Consider the following 15694-nt stretch of genomic DNA (forward strand, 5'->3'; position numbering starts at 1 on the left):
GTCCTGCATGATGTTCACGAGCCACTCGTGGTCGGTATTGATTGCGATAACCCATGGCTGGGAAGTCGTCCTCATGCAGGAATACCAGTAAGGCGCGCGGAATGAGTGTTTCGTCCGCTGCGCCATATCTGCGTCCCCCAAAGCCTAAAGGACGCCTGGCAGTCATCGAAATAGCGGCCTTGAGCCGCTTTTTTCGTTTTCTGAACTCCACATGGAATCCATGTCCAGCCATGATTTTAGGTACGCGCCTCTGCGGCGCTCAACGAGGTAGGTGTTGCAGAAGAGTGGATGGAAGCGCAGCGTTCCCACGCTGACGCCAGGTGATCTGCGAGCTGCGGACGTAGCCGAAGAAAACCCCATGGACTGGGTGCTTCTGCCCGATCCTCCAAGACCGCCGCGCGGCTTGTTGTAGAGTGTCCACGTTATACCCCGCCGGCAGAAACGCGATTGTTGCGAAGTCCAGCAGGTCCAGACTGGTCTTGACCAGCTCCGGGTTGGTGAGCAGCACTTCGACACGCGGTCGACCTGGTCGAGAATCCAATGCTCGCGCCGAGCCGTTTCAACCGTGGCTGCAGTACCGCAACGCGGAGGCCTGCCTGTTCGAGAACTTTCTTCAGTCTGGACGTGGTTTCGCGCGTCCCGCTGTAGACTATGTTTGCAAAGACCTTGCGGCTTTTTGCCTTCTCCTCGATGCACAAGTTCAGCAGCGCCGGCATATGTGGCATCAGTTGATTGCGGCCGAAGAGCGCCAGCACAAATGCCAGCGTGTCGCGGGTATCCGCCCTCGATCATGCGCTTGGTGAGTTCCGGAACTGGAGGTAGAACAAGTCGTCGGCGTAGTCTTGAATATTCATTCCCTTCCAACCCTTAGCGTTCTTTTGGCGCGTGGCCTTTTGTATGGAAATAGAAACATGGGTATCGGCTAGGCATTGATTTGTCGAGGGCTAGTACGGAAAAGACAAGAGTCGGTACACTGCGGTGCATATTTTTTCGGGGCTTGCCATGAACCTCACTGACGCCACGCTTGTGCTACTCCTCGCGGCACGTATCCATGGGACCGACGAAGCCGTCAGGGCTTCGGCGAAGAGCGTGGTCAAGAAGTTGCCGCGCAGTAAACGCGATCTGATCTACAAGGTGATCGACAGCCGAAGTCCGCTCGAGCTCGTGGATTTTCTGGCACAGAACCTAGATTCGTAATGACAGTTTCGATGGGGCTGGCAGTCTCTGACTCATTACATCAGGACTCCTGCGGCATGAGAGCTGGGCGCAGAAAAAGAGCCTAATTTTTGTTGAGTCCTGTTAGCACATCGCAGCGGTAAGGGAATTAGCAAACTTCATCAACATGCATCTTGAGTCATCCACTACCGCCAGCTTCAGTGGCCGCTCCAAGTTGAGCACACACGCCTAAGCGCTGCGGGCGTGATCAATGGCGCGAAAGATCACGCTTTTTTAGCCTTGAGCAGGCCGAGGCATAAGTCGATGTGACACTCGTTTTGCCGCCCCTTTTTATACCGGAGTAGGCGCATAAAAAAGCAGCCCCCGTCCCGGGGATTAACTCCTCAAACGCAGACGCGCCACGCCGGGACTTGGACTATGGCACATCGTCGGTTCGGAGGAGGGAGCCACCAGCTTTGGTCATACGGTGGGACGGCATAAACCCATTTAAGTCTTGGTGCGATCCGGTCGGATGCCCACCCAGCACAAAACACTCCCGAACAACAGAAGTGCGACGGAAATTCCAATCGACATATGCATGCCGCGCATAAAAGCGTCCGGCGCCGTGTCCTGAATCAAGTAGCCAAAGATTGCCACGCCCAGCATGCCGCCGACCTGCCTCGCAGAATTGAGCACGCCGGAAGCGATCCCCGCACGCGAGACGTCCACCGATGAGATCGTCGCATTAGTCATCGTCGGCACCATCAGTGCGATCCCGCTGGACGCAAGCAGCATCGGAACCACCATAAGCCAATAGGCACCCTCGATGCTGACCGACATCAGCAACAAATAACCGAGGGCCGCCAGTACCAAACCCAGGATCATCAAGAACCGAGCCCCCATACGTGTAATCAGGCGCCCCGCGAGCACATTGACTGCCATCAGCACGACCGTCATGGGAAGGAACGCCAGTCCCGCAAGTTGTGGCGAGAGGTGCTGCTGGACCTGGAAGAACAGGCTGAAAACGAAGATCAACCCGTAGTATGCGAAGTTAACCACCACACCAGCAACCGAGGCCACGGCGAACGTCGGAATCTTGAACAGCGCCAAGGGCAGCATCGGTGAGAGGCTACGGCTTTCGATCCAGACGAATCCCAGGGCCGCGATGACAGCCAACAGTAAGCTTCCTCGCACTAAGCCATCCTCCCAGCCGAGCGGGCCGGCCTCGGTCAACGCCGTGGTCAGCGCGGCCAGCGCCAAGATAATGGTTGCCTGGCCACCCCAATCGAGGCTGCGGCGATGACTGCCGCCATGGGGGACCACGTAGCGCAGCGTCAGGCAGATCCCGATTAAACCGATTGGGAGATTGAGCAGGAAGATGCTGCGCCAGCCCACGTGTGTTACCAGCAGCCCGCCTAACACCGGACCGGCCGCCAGCGAGATCCCGCCGAAGGCACCCCACCAGCCGACCGCTCGGCTGCGCTGCTCGCGATCCGGGAATGCCTGTTGCAGCATAGCAAGCGAGTTGGGTACCAGTAGCGCCGCGCCCAGGCCCTGAATCAGTCGAGCGATAACCAGCATCGGCAGGCTGCTGGTCAGGCCACAGGCTGTCGACGCCAGGGCGAACACTATAAAACCTGACAGGAAGACCCGCCGCGCGCCGAAGCGGTCTCCGAGTGCTCCACTGGTCAGCAGCAGTGCGGCAAAGACCAGTGTGTAGGCGTTGATTACCCATTGAAGGCCAGCCACATCGGTAATGAATTCTTGGCGCAATGTATCCAGCGCCACATTGACGATGCTGACATCCAGCAAAACGACCACGAAGCCGAGCGAGGCAGCCAGCAGGGTACCGCGCCCAGAAGGAGAAGGGTAAGACATGGATGCGTCCAAAAAAACTGATGACGTGCCATGTTAGGCTGCGGCTATATCTGCGTAAATTCCTTAAAAAGGCGTTCCATACTGGAGAAAATGCACAGATGTTCGATTGGGAAAACTTCCGTCATTTCCTAGCGGTGGCTCGCGTTGGCACCCTGTCCGGCGCTGCCCGAACCTTGAACGTGGATCACGCTACCGTCAGCCGACGCCTGAATGCGCTGGAGACCGAGTTACAAGCTCAGTTGGTTGAACGCTTACCGCGTTCCTGCCGACTCACCCCGATGGGTATGCTGATTTACGAGCAGGCTAAAATGATGGAAACCGCAGCCTTCACAGTTGAGCGCCTGACACGTGCTGGCCAAGAAGCGTTGAATGGAAAGGTTACGCTCAGCGCGCCGCCAGTGCTTGTGACGCATCTGCTGGCCGGTCGGCTGGTAGACTTCCGCGCCGAATATGCGGGTATCCAATTGTCTGTTTCGGCGCAGGCCCAACAGGTGTCACTTAGTCGCCGAGAGGCCGACGTGGCACTGCGGCTGGTGCGTCCCAAAGAGTCCAGTAATGTCGTTCGCAAGCTCGGGCAGATGCCCTTTGCGCTGTATGCAAGCCAGGACTATGTAGCGACGCACAATCCCGAAGACTGGACCTTTATTGCCTACGACGCGCAGTTCGCAGACATGCCTCAGCAGCAGTGGTTGCTGGGGATCGCAGGCAGCCGAACTGTGGGCTGCGAACTGAGCGATATCAGCAGCCATCTGGCTGCCGCGCGCGCCGGCGCCGGCGTGGCCGGCCTGCCATGCTTTCTTGGAGATGTGGAGCCTGGGTTGATGCGCCTTGAGCACGGAGAGGGCATGTTCTCGCGTGACATCTGGCTGGTGGTACACCGTGATATGCGTCGATCTGCAACGGTTCGTGCCGTGATGGAGTTTGTGGCCAAGGCCGTTTCCGAAGAACCAGGGCTTGGTGTGGAGGTGCCAGCTCGGACTTGATCGCATCGTTTTCGCGTGGCGACGCGACAGCCATTGATGACAGCAGCCTGGAAGTAGGGGATCTCCTTCTCCCTGCTCGGGGGGCGCCATGACTTATTCATAATGCTGCGAAGGCGTCAATGCCGGTGAGCATGGCCGGCAGTGCCCAAAGATGTTCGGCTACCCCCGACATCAACGGGGGCGCGAACGCCCATCGACGAGAGACGGCGGCTCGCTTGCATCCAGAGAAGCAATATTGCAGTTCTCGCAATAGACGCCGCCCCGACCGTTCAAATGCGCAGAGGTGGCGGTCCACGCGGGCCAACTTGTCGTCGCGGTGCTAGGTCACGTTCGCGGTTAACGGCGGTGCATATTTTTTGGTCCTTGCCATGAACCTCTCTAACGCCACGCTAGTGCTGCTGTTGCTCGCGGCACGACTTCATGGAACTAACGAAGCTGTCCGGGCCTCGGCGAAGAGCGTGGTCGAGCAGTTGCGCGCAGTAAGCGTAATCTGCTCTACAACGTAATCGATAGCCGAAGTCCTCTCCAGTTGGTGGATTATCTGGCGCAGAACCCGGATGCAGAATGACAGGCTGCGTGTGTGTGTGCCAGCTCCTAACTTTTTAGATTAGAGCCACTCGCATTGGAGTTTCTGGCCCCAGAAAAAAGGGCCCAACTCGCGTTGGGCCCTGTGAAGCGATTGCCGCGGTGAGGTGATGATCAAACTCCATCGTTCCTTCATCAAGTTAGCCTGACTCGGTCAGCTCTATGCGCTCCATCGGTTTGTAGAGAACCGCCAGAGTGCTGTGCTTACCCATTACGAATGTGCCCGCCAGCTTTTTAAGCTTGATTGAAAGTCAGCCAACAATCTTGAGTGAACGCCTGCAACCTGTCCACTGCCCAGAACAGCGGTAGATTGATGCCTGAATACGGACGACGCGTGATGGCGTTGTTGGGGAAGGGGTGATGATAACTAACGTCATAGAGCCACTTGAGGAACAAGGTTTTATTCGAGGGGTAACGCCTTGATCCAGAGCTTTAACGATCTTGTCTGTCACGCCTTGGTAGATATTGCGCATGGCAATTTCCTCGAGGGAAAACGAAGGAACGGCTTGCCCGTCGGGGAGGGTTCCCCGTTTGGGGGAAGTGCCGTATGGATGCAGTTTTGCTTGCCGGGCAAATGTGAAGGTGGGTGCTGCAAATTGCTATTAGCGCTGGTGTTCTGTTGCAAGCGCTATCAGTAGTGCATCAGGCTGACCTGGTTCTTGGAGTAGGCTGAGACTCAATTGCAGCAATGTCTCGTGGGTTAAGTGAGCGTTTGGTTCACCGTCGATTATCTCGAACAGTACATAGGCCTCGTGTGGACAGGCCAAGTGAGCCTCCAAGGCTGCACGCAATACGTGGCTCAACCGATCGACCTGTAGCTTTTCAGCTTGATCGGATTGTTCGGGCAGTACTGCGCGTTGCCACGCGCCAGGGGTGAACACGATGGGCAACCGAAAGGTGTTCAGTGCTTCCTGTGTAAGTAAGTCGGGCATGTCAGGTCTCCGTTGAAAACGCGAAGAAACCTGTCCTGTGCGGGGAAGATTTCCCCGCAGTGGGTTTAAGAAAATTAAGAGGGTTTATCTCAGGACCAGGGCTCGGAAGGCGCTTAGAAGAGCAGTAGCGTTCATCACCGTAGCAACGGTCACCGCGCGAACTACCGAACGCTAATCGCACTGGGGGGAGAACCATCGCCGAAGTGACGTAGCCTTGAAGGTTCTGGCTACCTGGGAAGGTGCTGTCGATAACATCGATCCGTACCTCGGGTTTTAGTCGAGCTGTCCGTGAATAGCAACGGGATAAACCAATGCGTTAGACGAACTGAGTCTGCTGAAAGCCAGCCTTGTTTTTTCGAACGGATTGACCGACAAACGGTTAGGTTTGGAGCGCTACCGGCAAGCTTCTAATAGAGCCTGATACCAGGGTGATGATGTGTAACCGTCCGGCCGACTCACCTTCCTGACTCCGACGCCAAAGGCGATGGTGCCCACCTAATTTGATCTGACCCCGCAAAGTTGAACGCCTTCTGCGTAATTGCATGGACTTGACCACCCATTTGCATTCGACCTGAGCATTTGTTTGCCTCGGATCTGACCAGCGCACTGGGTGCGCGTGACCGGCAGGAATCGACTCAGACTGTGTGAAAAGATCAACGCCCGTATTGAGGAATATGTATCTCAACGCTATCTGCCACCGAGACTTCCTCCACCATCAACGCCGATCACTTGGCCCGTCACGAAGGATGCTCCGTCACTCAGCAGGAAGGTAATCAGGGAGGCAACTTCGGATGGGGTTCCCAGTCTTTGCATTGGAATTGTGGAAAGTATTTTACGCTCGCTTTCACTTCCAACAGGCCTGGTTTTTCGAAAAAGCTCGGTTTCTATGGGGCCAGGCGCGACCGCATTAACCGTAATTCCGATGGGCGCCAACTCAAGCGCCCAAGTACGAGTAATTCCGACCAAAGCGCTTTTTGCAGCAGCGTAAGCTGTTCTGTCTCGGGCTCCAAAAATGGCCCGACTGCATACGTTCACTATCCGTCCCGCAGTAGATCGCTTGAGTGACGGCAGGCAAGCCTGTGTTACCTGTACAGAGGCCCGAACGTTCAAGTCTATAACTGTTTGTAGCGTTTCGAGATCAAGATTTTCCAGGCTTTGGGGAGCAGCGACACCTGCATTATTGACGACGGCATCAATGGAAGTTCGCTTTAGCAACTGCTGAAGCATTTCACTAGTCTGTTTGGTGTCGGCTAAATCACAGCGCAACAGCGTCCCAGGAAAGTTGTCAATGGGGTGCCTGGCAACACCGACCACGGTCCACCCTAATTGATTCAAATGGGAACTGATCGCGAAACCAATTCCTTTGGTTGCACCGGTTACCAGCGCAGTTCGACTGTTGCTCATGGTTACCTTCTCGTCATCCATCTTCAAGCTGATATTGATACCACAATCCACCCGACGTCTCTTCAACGTAACGAGGCCGATATGCGATTTTCCCAAGTGTACAGCCAGCTAGCTTGATCGATAGCTGTCCTCGGCATCAGTCAACTCCCAATCATCGCCGGCGAAAACAGCCTTAATTGCCTAAGTTTTCGATTGTTTAGATCGTGTCGGGGGGATCATGAAGCGATTCATCGAAGGTGAGGCTCGGACGCAAGTCACCCTGCTGCCGGAGCGCTTGGACGATTACATAAGCGGCGCTGATTCTTGCTAAGCGACCTTCCCTGAAGACACCGCGATGCGCGACACCTACCAAACACTCATGGCGCAAAGATAGATGACTTCGCTGGACGCTTACGGCAATTTAGCTATCAGTGAGGTGTGTCTGCCATACGGTTACAGACAAGGCGCGGGTAAAGGGGTCATCGTAACGGTGGTTGGTCGATTGAAGGGGTGAGCAAACCGGGGCTTCTTAGCTTCACGCCTTACGAGAATGGCACTGATTGGATTGAGGCTTTGGGAGCCGTTCGACCAGTCCTGAGTCGTTACGTGATCTAGAATCCTCAAACGCGAGAAAAAACAAGGACGATCAAAGTGCTAAAACCCATTCAGAAAGAACCCAGTGTAAATGAGAGCGAGAGGATTCTGGCCGCAGTCGTCTCAAACACGTTCTTTAGCCTCTGGTGTTACCCCAGCTTGTTCCGCTCGGTTGGGAAAGGTAAGGAGTTCGCTGACCTCACCATTTACTTCAACAACACTCTGGTCATTTTTTCTGACAAAGGCCATGTCAGCTTTCAGGAGCATAATGATGTCCAGTTGGCTTGGAGCCGCTGGTATCGCGCTGCAGTCAGGGAGTCTGCTAAGCAGCTGCACGGGGCTGAGAGTTTCATCAGAAATCATCCCGATAAACTCTTTCTCAACAGCAAGCTTGAAGATCCTTTCCCGTTCGATTTGACCAACCCAGGGCTGAAGATCCATCTGATAGCGGTTGCTGGCGGGATAGGTCAGCATGCGCAGCGTTTCTTTGATTCGGTAGGGCCAGGTAGTAGTGGGACGCTGGTATATCACTACGAAGTTCCTGAAAAATCTCTGCTTGAAAAGCCCTTCATCATTGGTGACATCGATCCAGGGAAGACTTTTGTCCATGTGCTTGACGAGAGCGGCCTTAAGTTGCTCTTCGAGGAGCTTTGCACACCGGAAGACTTCATTCACTACCTTGAGACAAAGGAACGGGCCATTCGGAGTGGCATCTTCTTATCCAGCGCTGGGGAAGAGGAGACACTCGCAACTTATTTGCAAGAGGATGGGGGGTACGGTTTCGGCGATCTCAGAGTACCAGCGGGCTACGAAGGCCACTGTTTCAGGATTCCTGAATGGGAGTGGAAGCATTACCGGCAGACAGTGGATTACGCGCTCCGGCATGGCCAGAAGAAAAATGCGAAGCTCTGGAACGAGATCATCGCGCGCTTCGCTGACGCCATCACCGATGCGTGTGTAGGTGAGGCCAGCGATCGCCCGTTCATTACCCATTCAAACGCTATTCAGATTTTGGCGTCCGAGAATCTCTATTCGAGTAGCTTTCTGGCATCAGCCTTGTTCGAGAAGTTCGATTTGGTACCCAAAGGCATCCGCTCCGCGCGAACGGCACCTTCCACTACCAAGCCAGGCCGGTTGTATGTATTCGTGTTCTTCCCTTGGGATGACAGCTATGCGTCATATCAGGAGTATCGGGAGGCTCGGACGGATTGCATGCAGCTGTACGCACATGTAGCGATGTACAAATTCCAGAAAGCTACAGAGATATTAATTTTCGGAGCTGATACCAAAGGTGGCCAGGCTGAGTCTGAAACGATTTTCGCCATTGATGCGACTGTTTCTCTTACCAGCGAAGAACGTGAAAGGGCTCAGCAAGCGATGAAGACCTTAAAGATTCTGGATCACGTTTCAGAGAGAGTAATTCAGACTTCCTTCACGGACAGGGACGTTGGACGTAATGATCTTTGCCCATGTGGGTCGAAGAAAAAACACAAGAAGTGCTGCATGATTTCGAGCATGCAGTAGGCCATCTGTATCGGTGAGTCTAGGAGATCATAAGGTGCAATTTACAACTGCACAGCACATCGAATCGGTGATGAGCAGGGAAGGAGTTTTGGAGGCGTTTCGAGAAGCTCATTTGGGCTCCCTGACTTCCTGCAACCTGATGCCTCGATTGCCAGCGTTGCGCTACGCCATGGCATTAACGCCAACCTAGCCCGCAAATGGATACCGCTTTATCGTGACTGGAAACCAGTCTCTTTACCGGCATTTGTTCCGTTGAGGATGTAAGCAACGCCTGTATCTTCCCCGCAGGGCATAGTCAGCATCGAAATTCCCGTCGGCCCGCAAACGCTCAGAATGAGCTGGCCGATCTCAGACCCAGAAGGCTGCGCTCGTTGCGTACGCGGCCTTTTCCAATGATTCGCGTTGGCTCGCTACCGGCCCCATGGACATGCGTGCAGGAATTGAAACCGCGCTAGTCCGGGTGGGTGCCGTGTTCGGTGCGGCGCAACCGCACTATGCTTATCTGTTTGCCAACCGTCGCGCCAATCGTATGAAAGTGCTGGTACATCACGGGGCGGGCATCTGGCTGGCGGCGGCCCCCTGCATCAGGGCAAGTTCTTCTGGCCGGGTTCTCGACACGGCTGTACCCATAGACAATAATCCGGTCGAGAATCAAATCAGACTCTGGGCACTCAGACGTTCCAACTGGTTGTTTGCCGGGTCGCTTCGTAGCGACAAACGGGCGGCGGCGATTATGAGTTTGATCAAATCAGCCCGCATGAAAGGGCATGCCCCGAATGCGTATCTCAATGATGTGCTGACGCAACAGGCGAGCGGAATTGAGCTACTGCTGCCGCATCCGTCGTTATCTGGCTGAGTCATGTGAGGTAGGCAGGATACTCGTCCAGCGAGTCTTAATGAGAGAAGAAGCATGCATAGTTACCAACTTCGGCTTAGTGGCATAGATGATGTGGCAGATTTATGCCGTATCTCGGCTCAAGCTCGTCTGCGTTACAAGGCCATTCCAAATCTCGCCCATATAGCTGAAACACCCGCACTGCCCCCAGCGAGATTTGAAGCCTGTCGGGTCGTAGTGGCGTTCGATAGCGAAAGCCAGAAAATAATTGGCTTTGCGGCAATGCGACCACTGGATGGGCTTTTGTATTTAGACAATATTTCAGTCGACCCAAATGCTTCAGGGAGTGGAATTGGAGCAAAGCTTCTCACGACAGTTATAGAGCATGCTGAAAGCCGTGGGATTCAAGCCGTGACCTTAACAACTTTTCATGAGCCGCCTTGGAATGGCCCTTGGTTCCGCAAACACGGCTTCCGTACGATGCCCAGTGAACACATAGCAGAGGGATTGAAACAGGTCATGGATCATCAATGGCTGACCTTGGACGCCACAACTCGTGAAACATTGTGGCGTGTCCTATGATTGCTCGATCAACAACAAAATTTGGCATTGCCACCTAACCTGGGGTGTCTTTGCCATTCGCCTACACTGTTATTGCCTCAAAGCTGAGTATTACTAGCGTTATGACTCTGGAGATCAAATCTTTTCTCCATGAAAAAACGGTTGTATCCAACGATCGGGTAATCTTTAAGTTCTCCAAATATGCTGAAGCCGAGCCGGAGGTAAAAGTCCGGAGCTTGAAAAGAGAATGTATCCAGCCAAATACCTTGAAAACCTTTCTCACGCGCCAGAGATTCCGCTTTGTTCATCAATTTTGACCCCAACCCTTGCCCTCGGGCGAATTCAGGTACTACCAGCAACTCAACAAATAACCACTGCCCAGAAATTTTTGCGTATAGCCCACCTTGCGTAGTCCCCGCGTCATCCTTGATTAAAATCGCAAGTTTTTCAGTTCCGGTGAGCCCTGTTTGTGCTTGGTTGTATTCGCGCAACGGTGTCAAAATCGCTTGGTAATCGACCTCTTGAGGCGTCTCATTTATCTCTATCCGTAAGTCCACAGCTTTCTCCTTGAGTAGTTTGTGATTAAACGGGCGCCCAAAGATGTGGTAATAGGTTGGCAGAGTCACTTGCCCGCTGCGTGGGCTGACGAGTCAAAACGTTCTTACGCGCCTACCGACGTAGCGGGCGAGTGAAGTTGGGAACCTTTTATCCCATCAATGGTGCTAGCCTAACTTACACAAGGTAAGTTGGATAGGCTCGTACCCTAATCTCATCGGAGTTCCTCATGTTCAGCCATACAATCGGCAGCAACGACCTCGCCAGCGCTAGGAACTTCTTTGGGCGGCTACTTGCACCGCTAGGCATCACGTTGCCCTCAAGCACAATCCTGAACGAGCTCTATTCACTCAAAGCACGACTGACTCAGGTACGGCGTTATGCATCTATAGCCATCTAAATGGCGAACGCGCGACACCAGGTACCGGGTCGATGGTTGCGTTCGAAGCCCAAGCGCGGGCGCAGGTTGATGACTTCTACGCGATAGCTATGGCCAACGGGGCATCAGAGGAAGGCGCACCAGGGCTGCGTCCTCATTACTCTAAGGGTTATTACGGTGCTTACATCCGAGACTCCGACGGCAACAAGATATGTTGCGTATGTCACAGCGCTGAATGACCTTCGACTCTTGGTTACCGACTCAGCAGGTTCTGAGTCTCGTAAGTTGACTTGGGCAGACGATTACGATGATGTTCGATGAAGTCGCATGAAAATGTACTTATCAAAGATTTTCTAAGGGCTTGGTTCCGCTCTTGATTCACGGGTGAAATCTGGTCAGTTACCAAGTATGGTGAACGGCTTCAACAAACGTCAGACGTTAAAGATTGGGGGGGGCTGATGGCATTCTCGGGCCCAGTCCGTTTAGTCAGTCCTCGAGAGGGGCGAGCGAAAGGCGGGTTACGCTGGATGGGTATATCCTTGGGGTGTTGCGCTAGGCTGATAAGGTCAGGTCGAAGCACATGGACAAGCTATGAATCAGCACTAGACCACTACATTTGATAAGGATGGCAATCCTATGCACTACGGCTTAAATATTCGCGATTTCGATGCTCTTGTATGAGCGCGAGGGCCTGAGTACTTAATAGAGCGAAGCCCCAAATTCGTGATACCTCCGGAGCTTCTGTTCTCACCACCATTCCTCAATGCCAACGAGCGTGGCGTAACGGTAGCAAATTGACCGGCACGTGCCAATCTGGTCGACGTTTTCAGCACTCCTAAACTCCGATCAGTACTCCCTCGATTTATATCCCGGCATCAACGCTTCATTAGTATGCGTCGGGCCAAGTTATCTACCCAGCCCCGCAGAACCAGGACATGGTGTGCACTTGAATCTAATTAGGCACCAGTTCTAGCCTTTAAGCGGGTATTTCATGCATCCAACACGGCGTTCCTATTCAAAGCCTAAGTCATTCAAGAGTGTGCCAAGCTCGGCGCTTCGATTGCCAGCATCGCGCTCACCCATTGCCTCAACGCAAACCTCTTCCACAAGTGGATTCGGGTGCAAGCGCAGAAGAGCACTGCGCTTCAACCAGCATTCATGCTATTGCCTATGCAGACAGCGGCCCCTGTATCTTCATCGAATATCAGCTTTGAGATTCTGCACTCGTGCGACACCGCCAAAGTTAACTGGCCAACCGATAGCGCTGCTGACTGTGCCGCATTCCTTCGAGACTTGTTGTGGTGTTTCGTATTGACGCCATCTGGCTCGCCACCGCGCCTATCTGTTTGCAAATCACCTTGCGACTCGGACGAAGGTGCTGGTACACGATGGTGTCGGTGTCTGGTTGGCGGCACGTCGATTGAACAAGGTAAATTCCATTGGTCACGCGCTCGGCAAGGCAGCGAAGTGCGGTTGGATACCGAACAGCTTCAAACCTTAGTGCTCGTCTGCATTGGCAGCGTGTAGGCGTTGGCGGTGCAATGACGCTGCTTTAAAAACAGTAATTTATGCCTTTGCTTGCTGTTGTGAGTGGCGTGGGTAATTGTACTGACTTGATCACCCATTTACATCGGATGTGGCCAGCACACTTCGTAACCTTGATCAGCAGAAAAGGGGCGGCCACGGCCTGTGGCCACCGGCGGCAGTCGCCCCATTGCGAACGGTCGCGATTCCAAGGTGGCGGTTTACCCCCATCATCTGAGACTAGGACTCACAGGCCCATTTCTATTGTCTCGGGATCAGGCCCTAGGCGGCCGGTTTGTTTGAGATGTGCAATCGCCTTGAGCTCATGGCTGCTCAGCTCAAAGTCAAATACATTGAGGTTGGCCGCCATTCGCTCAGCATTAGTTGAGCGCGGGATTGGCACATGGCCGTTTTGCAGGTGCCAGCGCAGGATGACATGTGCAGGTGTCTTGCCATGGCGCTGGGCGATCTCGGCGAACAACGGCATTTTCAGCAGATCGCCGCCTTGGCCCAACGGGCTCCAGGATGCGGTTGTGATGCCTCGCTCGTGGCACCATTTGCTCAGGTTGGCCTGGTTAAAATCGGGGTGAATTTCGATCTGGTTGACTGACGGCACCACGCCGGTGTCATCAATAATGTGGACAAGGTGCTCGACATTGAAGTTGGATACACCAATGGACCGTACGCGACCTTCCTGCTTCAAGCGCACGAACGCTTTCCAAGTATCACGATATGCGCTTTTCTTTGGGATGGCCCAGTGAATAAGGTACAAATCCAGGGTTTCAAGCCCCAGGCGCTGCATGCTGGCGTCGAACGCTCGTAGGGTGCTGTCGAAGCCTTGCTCGGTATTCCACAGCTTAGTGGTGATGAAAATGTGCTCGCGGAGGAGTTCGCATTCGGCGACAGCGCGGCCGACTCCGGCTTCGTTACCGTAACTCATTGCTGTATCGAGATGCCGGTAACCGGCAGCCAGCGCGGCTCTGGAAGCCTCGTAAGCCTGTATATCATCAAGCTTCCATACACCGAAGCCCAGTTGCGGAATTTGAACCCCGTCGTTGAGAGTGATCAGTGGCGCGAGGGAGATGCGGGGGGCAGGTTCCATATCCACAGCTTCCTTAATGGTTTTTTGAGAGTGCAAGCTACCGCGTAAGGGTAGTGCAGCGCAGACTTGCGTTTCAAGCAGACGGCTAAAATCTTCATCTTGATTTTTCACTGATCTGGACGTCCGCTGGTTGCCTGTCCCACCGGCAGCAATGAGCAATTCGTTGCTGATCATGGTTGCGACGCAAGCTAGTCAACTCCGATGCAATCGGTGCTCAGATCGAATGCAATAGACTTGTCGAATGCAAGCGGGTGGTCAGGTGAAGTGCAATTTAGAATGGCGTGCTTTGGTAAAATCCACGGTATGACCTCTTTGCCCAATCTCGATCAAATCACCGCCGACCAACTGCGTGTATTCGGTGCGCAATTAATGTCGCAAGTCGAGACCATGGGTAATACGGTTGAAACCATGACCAAGACGGTTGAAACGTTGAGCGAGAAGATCAACCGCGATCAGAAGGTGATCGAAAAGCTGAGCCACGAGATCGCACAACTCAAGCGTTTGAAGTTTGCCAAGCGCAGCGAACAGATTAATCCTGGGCAGGCCGGTCTGCTGGATGACCTTAACGATACCGATATCGCAGCTGTTGAGACGAAACGCTGGGCAGCGCTGTCGCGCTACTTCGATTACGGGGCCGTACCCATTGATAATAATTGGCAGAGAACCAGATCCGGCCATGGGTTCTTGGTCGCAAGAACTGGCTCTTTGCAGGTTCATTATGCAGCGGCAAAACGGGCGGCAGCGATCAAGAGTCGGTTCCAGTCTGCACGGCTGATGGTCATGATCCGTACGCCTATTTTAAGAATGTTCTCATACGCCTGCCGACAGAGCGGGCGAGTGAAATCGAGCAGTTGCTTCCTATAAGTAACAGCCGGTTTAATCACGCAAGACATGATGCCAGGACGCATACGGTAACGAGCTCGGATTCTATAAACCTTGAACGTAGTAGTCTCTTCCGCTTAACGCAATTTAGATGGCGGGACTGTCGCCGTCAGCACGTTAATTTCAGCTGATCGGATGCACTTGGCGTGTTATCCAAGAATACTGCAAGGTTTTAGGTTCGGCCCGAGGTGTGTTCGCTGCCCGCTTACGGTAAAGTTTCGACGCCCGATAATTAGATCTGGGCTCTTTTACCAGGGAGTTTTTTACGTGAAGTCTTTTAGCAAAATCATCGCTTCTGCGGCATGTGGCTTGGTTCTCGCAGGTTGCACAGGCACGGCGATGAAAACCCAGCAGTACGACAGCACCCAATACACTGTCGTTGGTCATAGTGAGGCGAGCGCTACTGGCCTGATGCTTTTCGGTCTGATCCCTATTCGTCAGAACGACCGTTTTGTTCGTGCTCAGAGTTCCGCGATCCAGGCTAAAGGTGGCGATGCCCTGATCAATACTCAAGTGCAGGAAAAATGGTTCTGGGCTTGGGTTCTGAACGGCTACACCACCACGGTATCCGGTGACGTGATCAAGCTGAAAGCTGCTAAATAAGCATCGTTCGGTTTAAGAAAGCCCGGCTCGCCGGGCTTTTCCGTTTCTGACGGTTGGAAAATGAGTGCGGGGCAGGGGGCGGCGGGGGCCAGTCGTATCCGTCCGGCCAATTCACCTACCAAGCCCCGCAAAGCCAAGACATGGCGTGCACTTAAATTAAGTGGGCACCCGCTCTAGCTTTTTAAGCGGGTATTTCATGCAGGCAACACGCCGTGCCTA

12 protein-coding genes and 6 pseudogenes are annotated in these 15694 nt (G+C 53.8%); 11 read left to right on the plus strand and 7 right to left on the minus strand.

The annotated features are described in order from the left end of the window. Positions 1 to 310: 310 nt before the first annotated feature. Positions 311 to 776: pseudogene (locus tag NVB75_RS02485) on the minus strand (helicase-related protein); the annotation flags it as partial. A 226-nt stretch (positions 777 to 1002) separates the two neighbouring features. Here NVB75_RS02485 and NVB75_RS02490 point away from each other — a divergent pair. Further along, positions 1003 to 1197: a hypothetical protein gene (locus tag NVB75_RS02490; protein ID WP_090454285.1), complete on the plus strand. Its 195-nt coding sequence runs from the start codon at positions 1003 to 1005 to the stop codon at positions 1195 to 1197. Between the two features lie 465 nt (positions 1198 to 1662). Here NVB75_RS02490 and NVB75_RS02495 read toward each other — a convergent pair whose 3' ends face one another. Continuing rightward, a complete protein-coding gene (locus NVB75_RS02495; RefSeq protein WP_258345805.1) occupies positions 1663 to 3033 on the minus strand; it encodes an MFS transporter in 1371 nt (456 codons plus the stop codon). A 2-nt stretch (positions 3034 to 3035) separates the two neighbouring features. Here NVB75_RS02495 and NVB75_RS02500 point away from each other — a divergent pair, with 2 nt between their 5' ends. After that, complete coding sequence (locus NVB75_RS02500; RefSeq protein WP_258345806.1) at positions 3036 to 4016, plus strand: LysR family transcriptional regulator; 981 nt, start codon at positions 3036 to 3038, stop codon at positions 4014 to 4016. Positions 4017 to 4384: 368 nt separating this feature from the next. After that, a pseudogene (locus NVB75_RS02505) lies at positions 4385 to 4584 on the plus strand (hypothetical protein). Positions 4585 to 4744: 160 nt separating this feature from the next. Here the strand turns inward: NVB75_RS02505 and NVB75_RS02510 are convergent. The 3 genes and pseudogenes from NVB75_RS02510 to NVB75_RS02520 all read right to left on the minus strand — a co-directional run. After that, positions 4745 to 5074: pseudogene (locus NVB75_RS02510) on the minus strand (ArdC-like ssDNA-binding domain-containing protein); the annotation flags it as partial. 129 nt (positions 5075 to 5203) lie between these two features. Next, positions 5204 to 5533: a hypothetical protein gene (locus tag NVB75_RS02515; RefSeq protein WP_258345807.1), complete on the minus strand. Its 330-nt coding sequence runs from the start codon at positions 5531 to 5533 to the stop codon at positions 5204 to 5206. Positions 5534 to 6220: 687 nt separating this feature from the next. Next, positions 6221 to 6937 (minus strand): SDR family oxidoreductase, encoded by a 717-nt coding sequence (locus NVB75_RS02520; RefSeq protein ID WP_258348497.1) that lies wholly within the window; start codon positions 6935 to 6937, stop codon positions 6221 to 6223. Between the two features lie 630 nt (positions 6938 to 7567). Between NVB75_RS02520 and NVB75_RS02525 the strand changes: the two genes are divergently transcribed. The 3 genes and pseudogenes from NVB75_RS02525 (at position 7568) to NVB75_RS02540 (ending at position 10451) form a co-directional block, all read left to right on the plus strand. Then, complete coding sequence (locus NVB75_RS02525) at positions 7568 to 9034, plus strand: YecA family protein (RefSeq protein ID WP_258345808.1); 1467 nt, start codon at positions 7568 to 7570, stop codon at positions 9032 to 9034. Positions 9035 to 9449: 415 nt separating this feature from the next. Then, positions 9450 to 9890 (plus strand): annotated as a pseudogene (gene tnpB, locus NVB75_RS33245) (IS66 family insertion sequence element accessory protein TnpB); the annotation flags it as partial. Between the two features lie 54 nt (positions 9891 to 9944). Continuing rightward, positions 9945 to 10451, plus strand: a complete 507-nt coding sequence (locus tag NVB75_RS02540; protein WP_258345809.1) for a GNAT family N-acetyltransferase — start codon at positions 9945 to 9947, stop codon at positions 10449 to 10451. A gap of 77 nt (positions 10452 to 10528) precedes the next feature. On the opposite strand, the gene NVB75_RS02545 is transcribed toward NVB75_RS02540, so the two are convergent. After that, positions 10529 to 10987 carry an N-acetyltransferase gene (locus NVB75_RS02545; protein ID WP_258348498.1) on the minus strand — a complete coding sequence of 153 codons (459 nt, stop codon included), beginning with the start codon at positions 10985 to 10987 and terminating at the stop codon, positions 10529 to 10531. Positions 10988 to 11369: 382 nt separating this feature from the next. Between NVB75_RS02545 and NVB75_RS02550 the strand changes: the two genes are divergently transcribed. Both NVB75_RS02550 and tnpB (NVB75_RS33250) read left to right on the plus strand, forming a co-directional pair. Continuing rightward, positions 11370 to 11603: a VOC family protein gene (locus tag NVB75_RS02550; protein WP_258348499.1), complete on the plus strand. Its 234-nt coding sequence runs from the start codon at positions 11370 to 11372 to the stop codon at positions 11601 to 11603. 1082 nt (positions 11604 to 12685) lie between these two features. Continuing rightward, positions 12686 to 12865 (plus strand): IS66 family insertion sequence element accessory protein TnpB, encoded by a 180-nt coding sequence (gene tnpB / locus NVB75_RS33250; protein WP_375378928.1) that lies wholly within the window; start codon positions 12686 to 12688, stop codon positions 12863 to 12865. Positions 12866 to 13135: 270 nt separating this feature from the next. Here tnpB (NVB75_RS33250) and NVB75_RS02555 read toward each other — a convergent pair whose 3' ends face one another. Further along, positions 13136 to 14164 (minus strand): aldo/keto reductase, encoded by a 1029-nt coding sequence (locus tag NVB75_RS02555; protein WP_258345810.1) that lies wholly within the window; start codon positions 14162 to 14164, stop codon positions 13136 to 13138. Between the two features lie 234 nt (positions 14165 to 14398). Here NVB75_RS02555 and NVB75_RS02560 point away from each other — a divergent pair. From NVB75_RS02560 to NVB75_RS02570, 3 genes and pseudogenes are all read left to right on the plus strand, one after another. Continuing rightward, positions 14399 to 14527 (plus strand): annotated as a pseudogene (locus NVB75_RS02560) (hypothetical protein); the annotation flags it as partial. A 57-nt stretch (positions 14528 to 14584) separates the two neighbouring features. Continuing rightward, positions 14585 to 14850, plus strand: a pseudogene (locus NVB75_RS02565) (transposase); the annotation flags it as partial. Between the two features lie 289 nt (positions 14851 to 15139). Beyond that, positions 15140 to 15475 carry a hypothetical protein gene (locus NVB75_RS02570; protein WP_258345812.1) on the plus strand — a complete coding sequence of 112 codons (336 nt, stop codon included), beginning with the start codon at positions 15140 to 15142 and terminating at the stop codon, positions 15473 to 15475. Positions 15476 to 15694 lie beyond the last annotated feature (219 nt).

It is taken from the genome of Pseudomonas sp. CBS, from assembly GCF_024734645.1.
GTDB lineage: Bacteria > Pseudomonadota > Gammaproteobacteria > Pseudomonadales > Pseudomonadaceae > Aquipseudomonas.

Excerpts from the sequence above, each read along its gene's own strand:
- NVB75_RS02490 (WP_090454285.1), top strand. The coding sequence starts at position 1,003 with ATGAACCTCACTGACGCCACGCTTGTGCTACTCCTCGCGGCACGTATC.
- NVB75_RS02495 (WP_258345805.1), bottom strand. The coding sequence starts at position 3,033 with ATGTCTTACCCTTCTCCTTCTGGGCGCGGTACCCTGCTGGCTGCCTCG.
- NVB75_RS02520 (WP_258348497.1), bottom strand. The coding sequence starts at position 6,937 with ATGAGCAACAGTCGAACTGCGCTGGTAACCGGTGCAACCAAAGGAATT.
- NVB75_RS02500 (WP_258345806.1), top strand. The coding sequence starts at position 3,036 with ATGCGTCCAAAAAAACTGATGACGTGCCATGTTAGGCTGCGGCTATAT.
- NVB75_RS02555 (WP_258345810.1), bottom strand. The coding sequence starts at position 14,164 with ATGATCAGCAACGAATTGCTCATTGCTGCCGGTGGGACAGGCAACCAG.
- NVB75_RS02515 (WP_258345807.1), bottom strand. The coding sequence starts at position 5,533 with ATGCCCGACTTACTTACACAGGAAGCACTGAACACCTTTCGGTTGCCC.
- NVB75_RS02540 (WP_258345809.1), top strand. The coding sequence starts at position 9,945 with ATGCATAGTTACCAACTTCGGCTTAGTGGCATAGATGATGTGGCAGAT.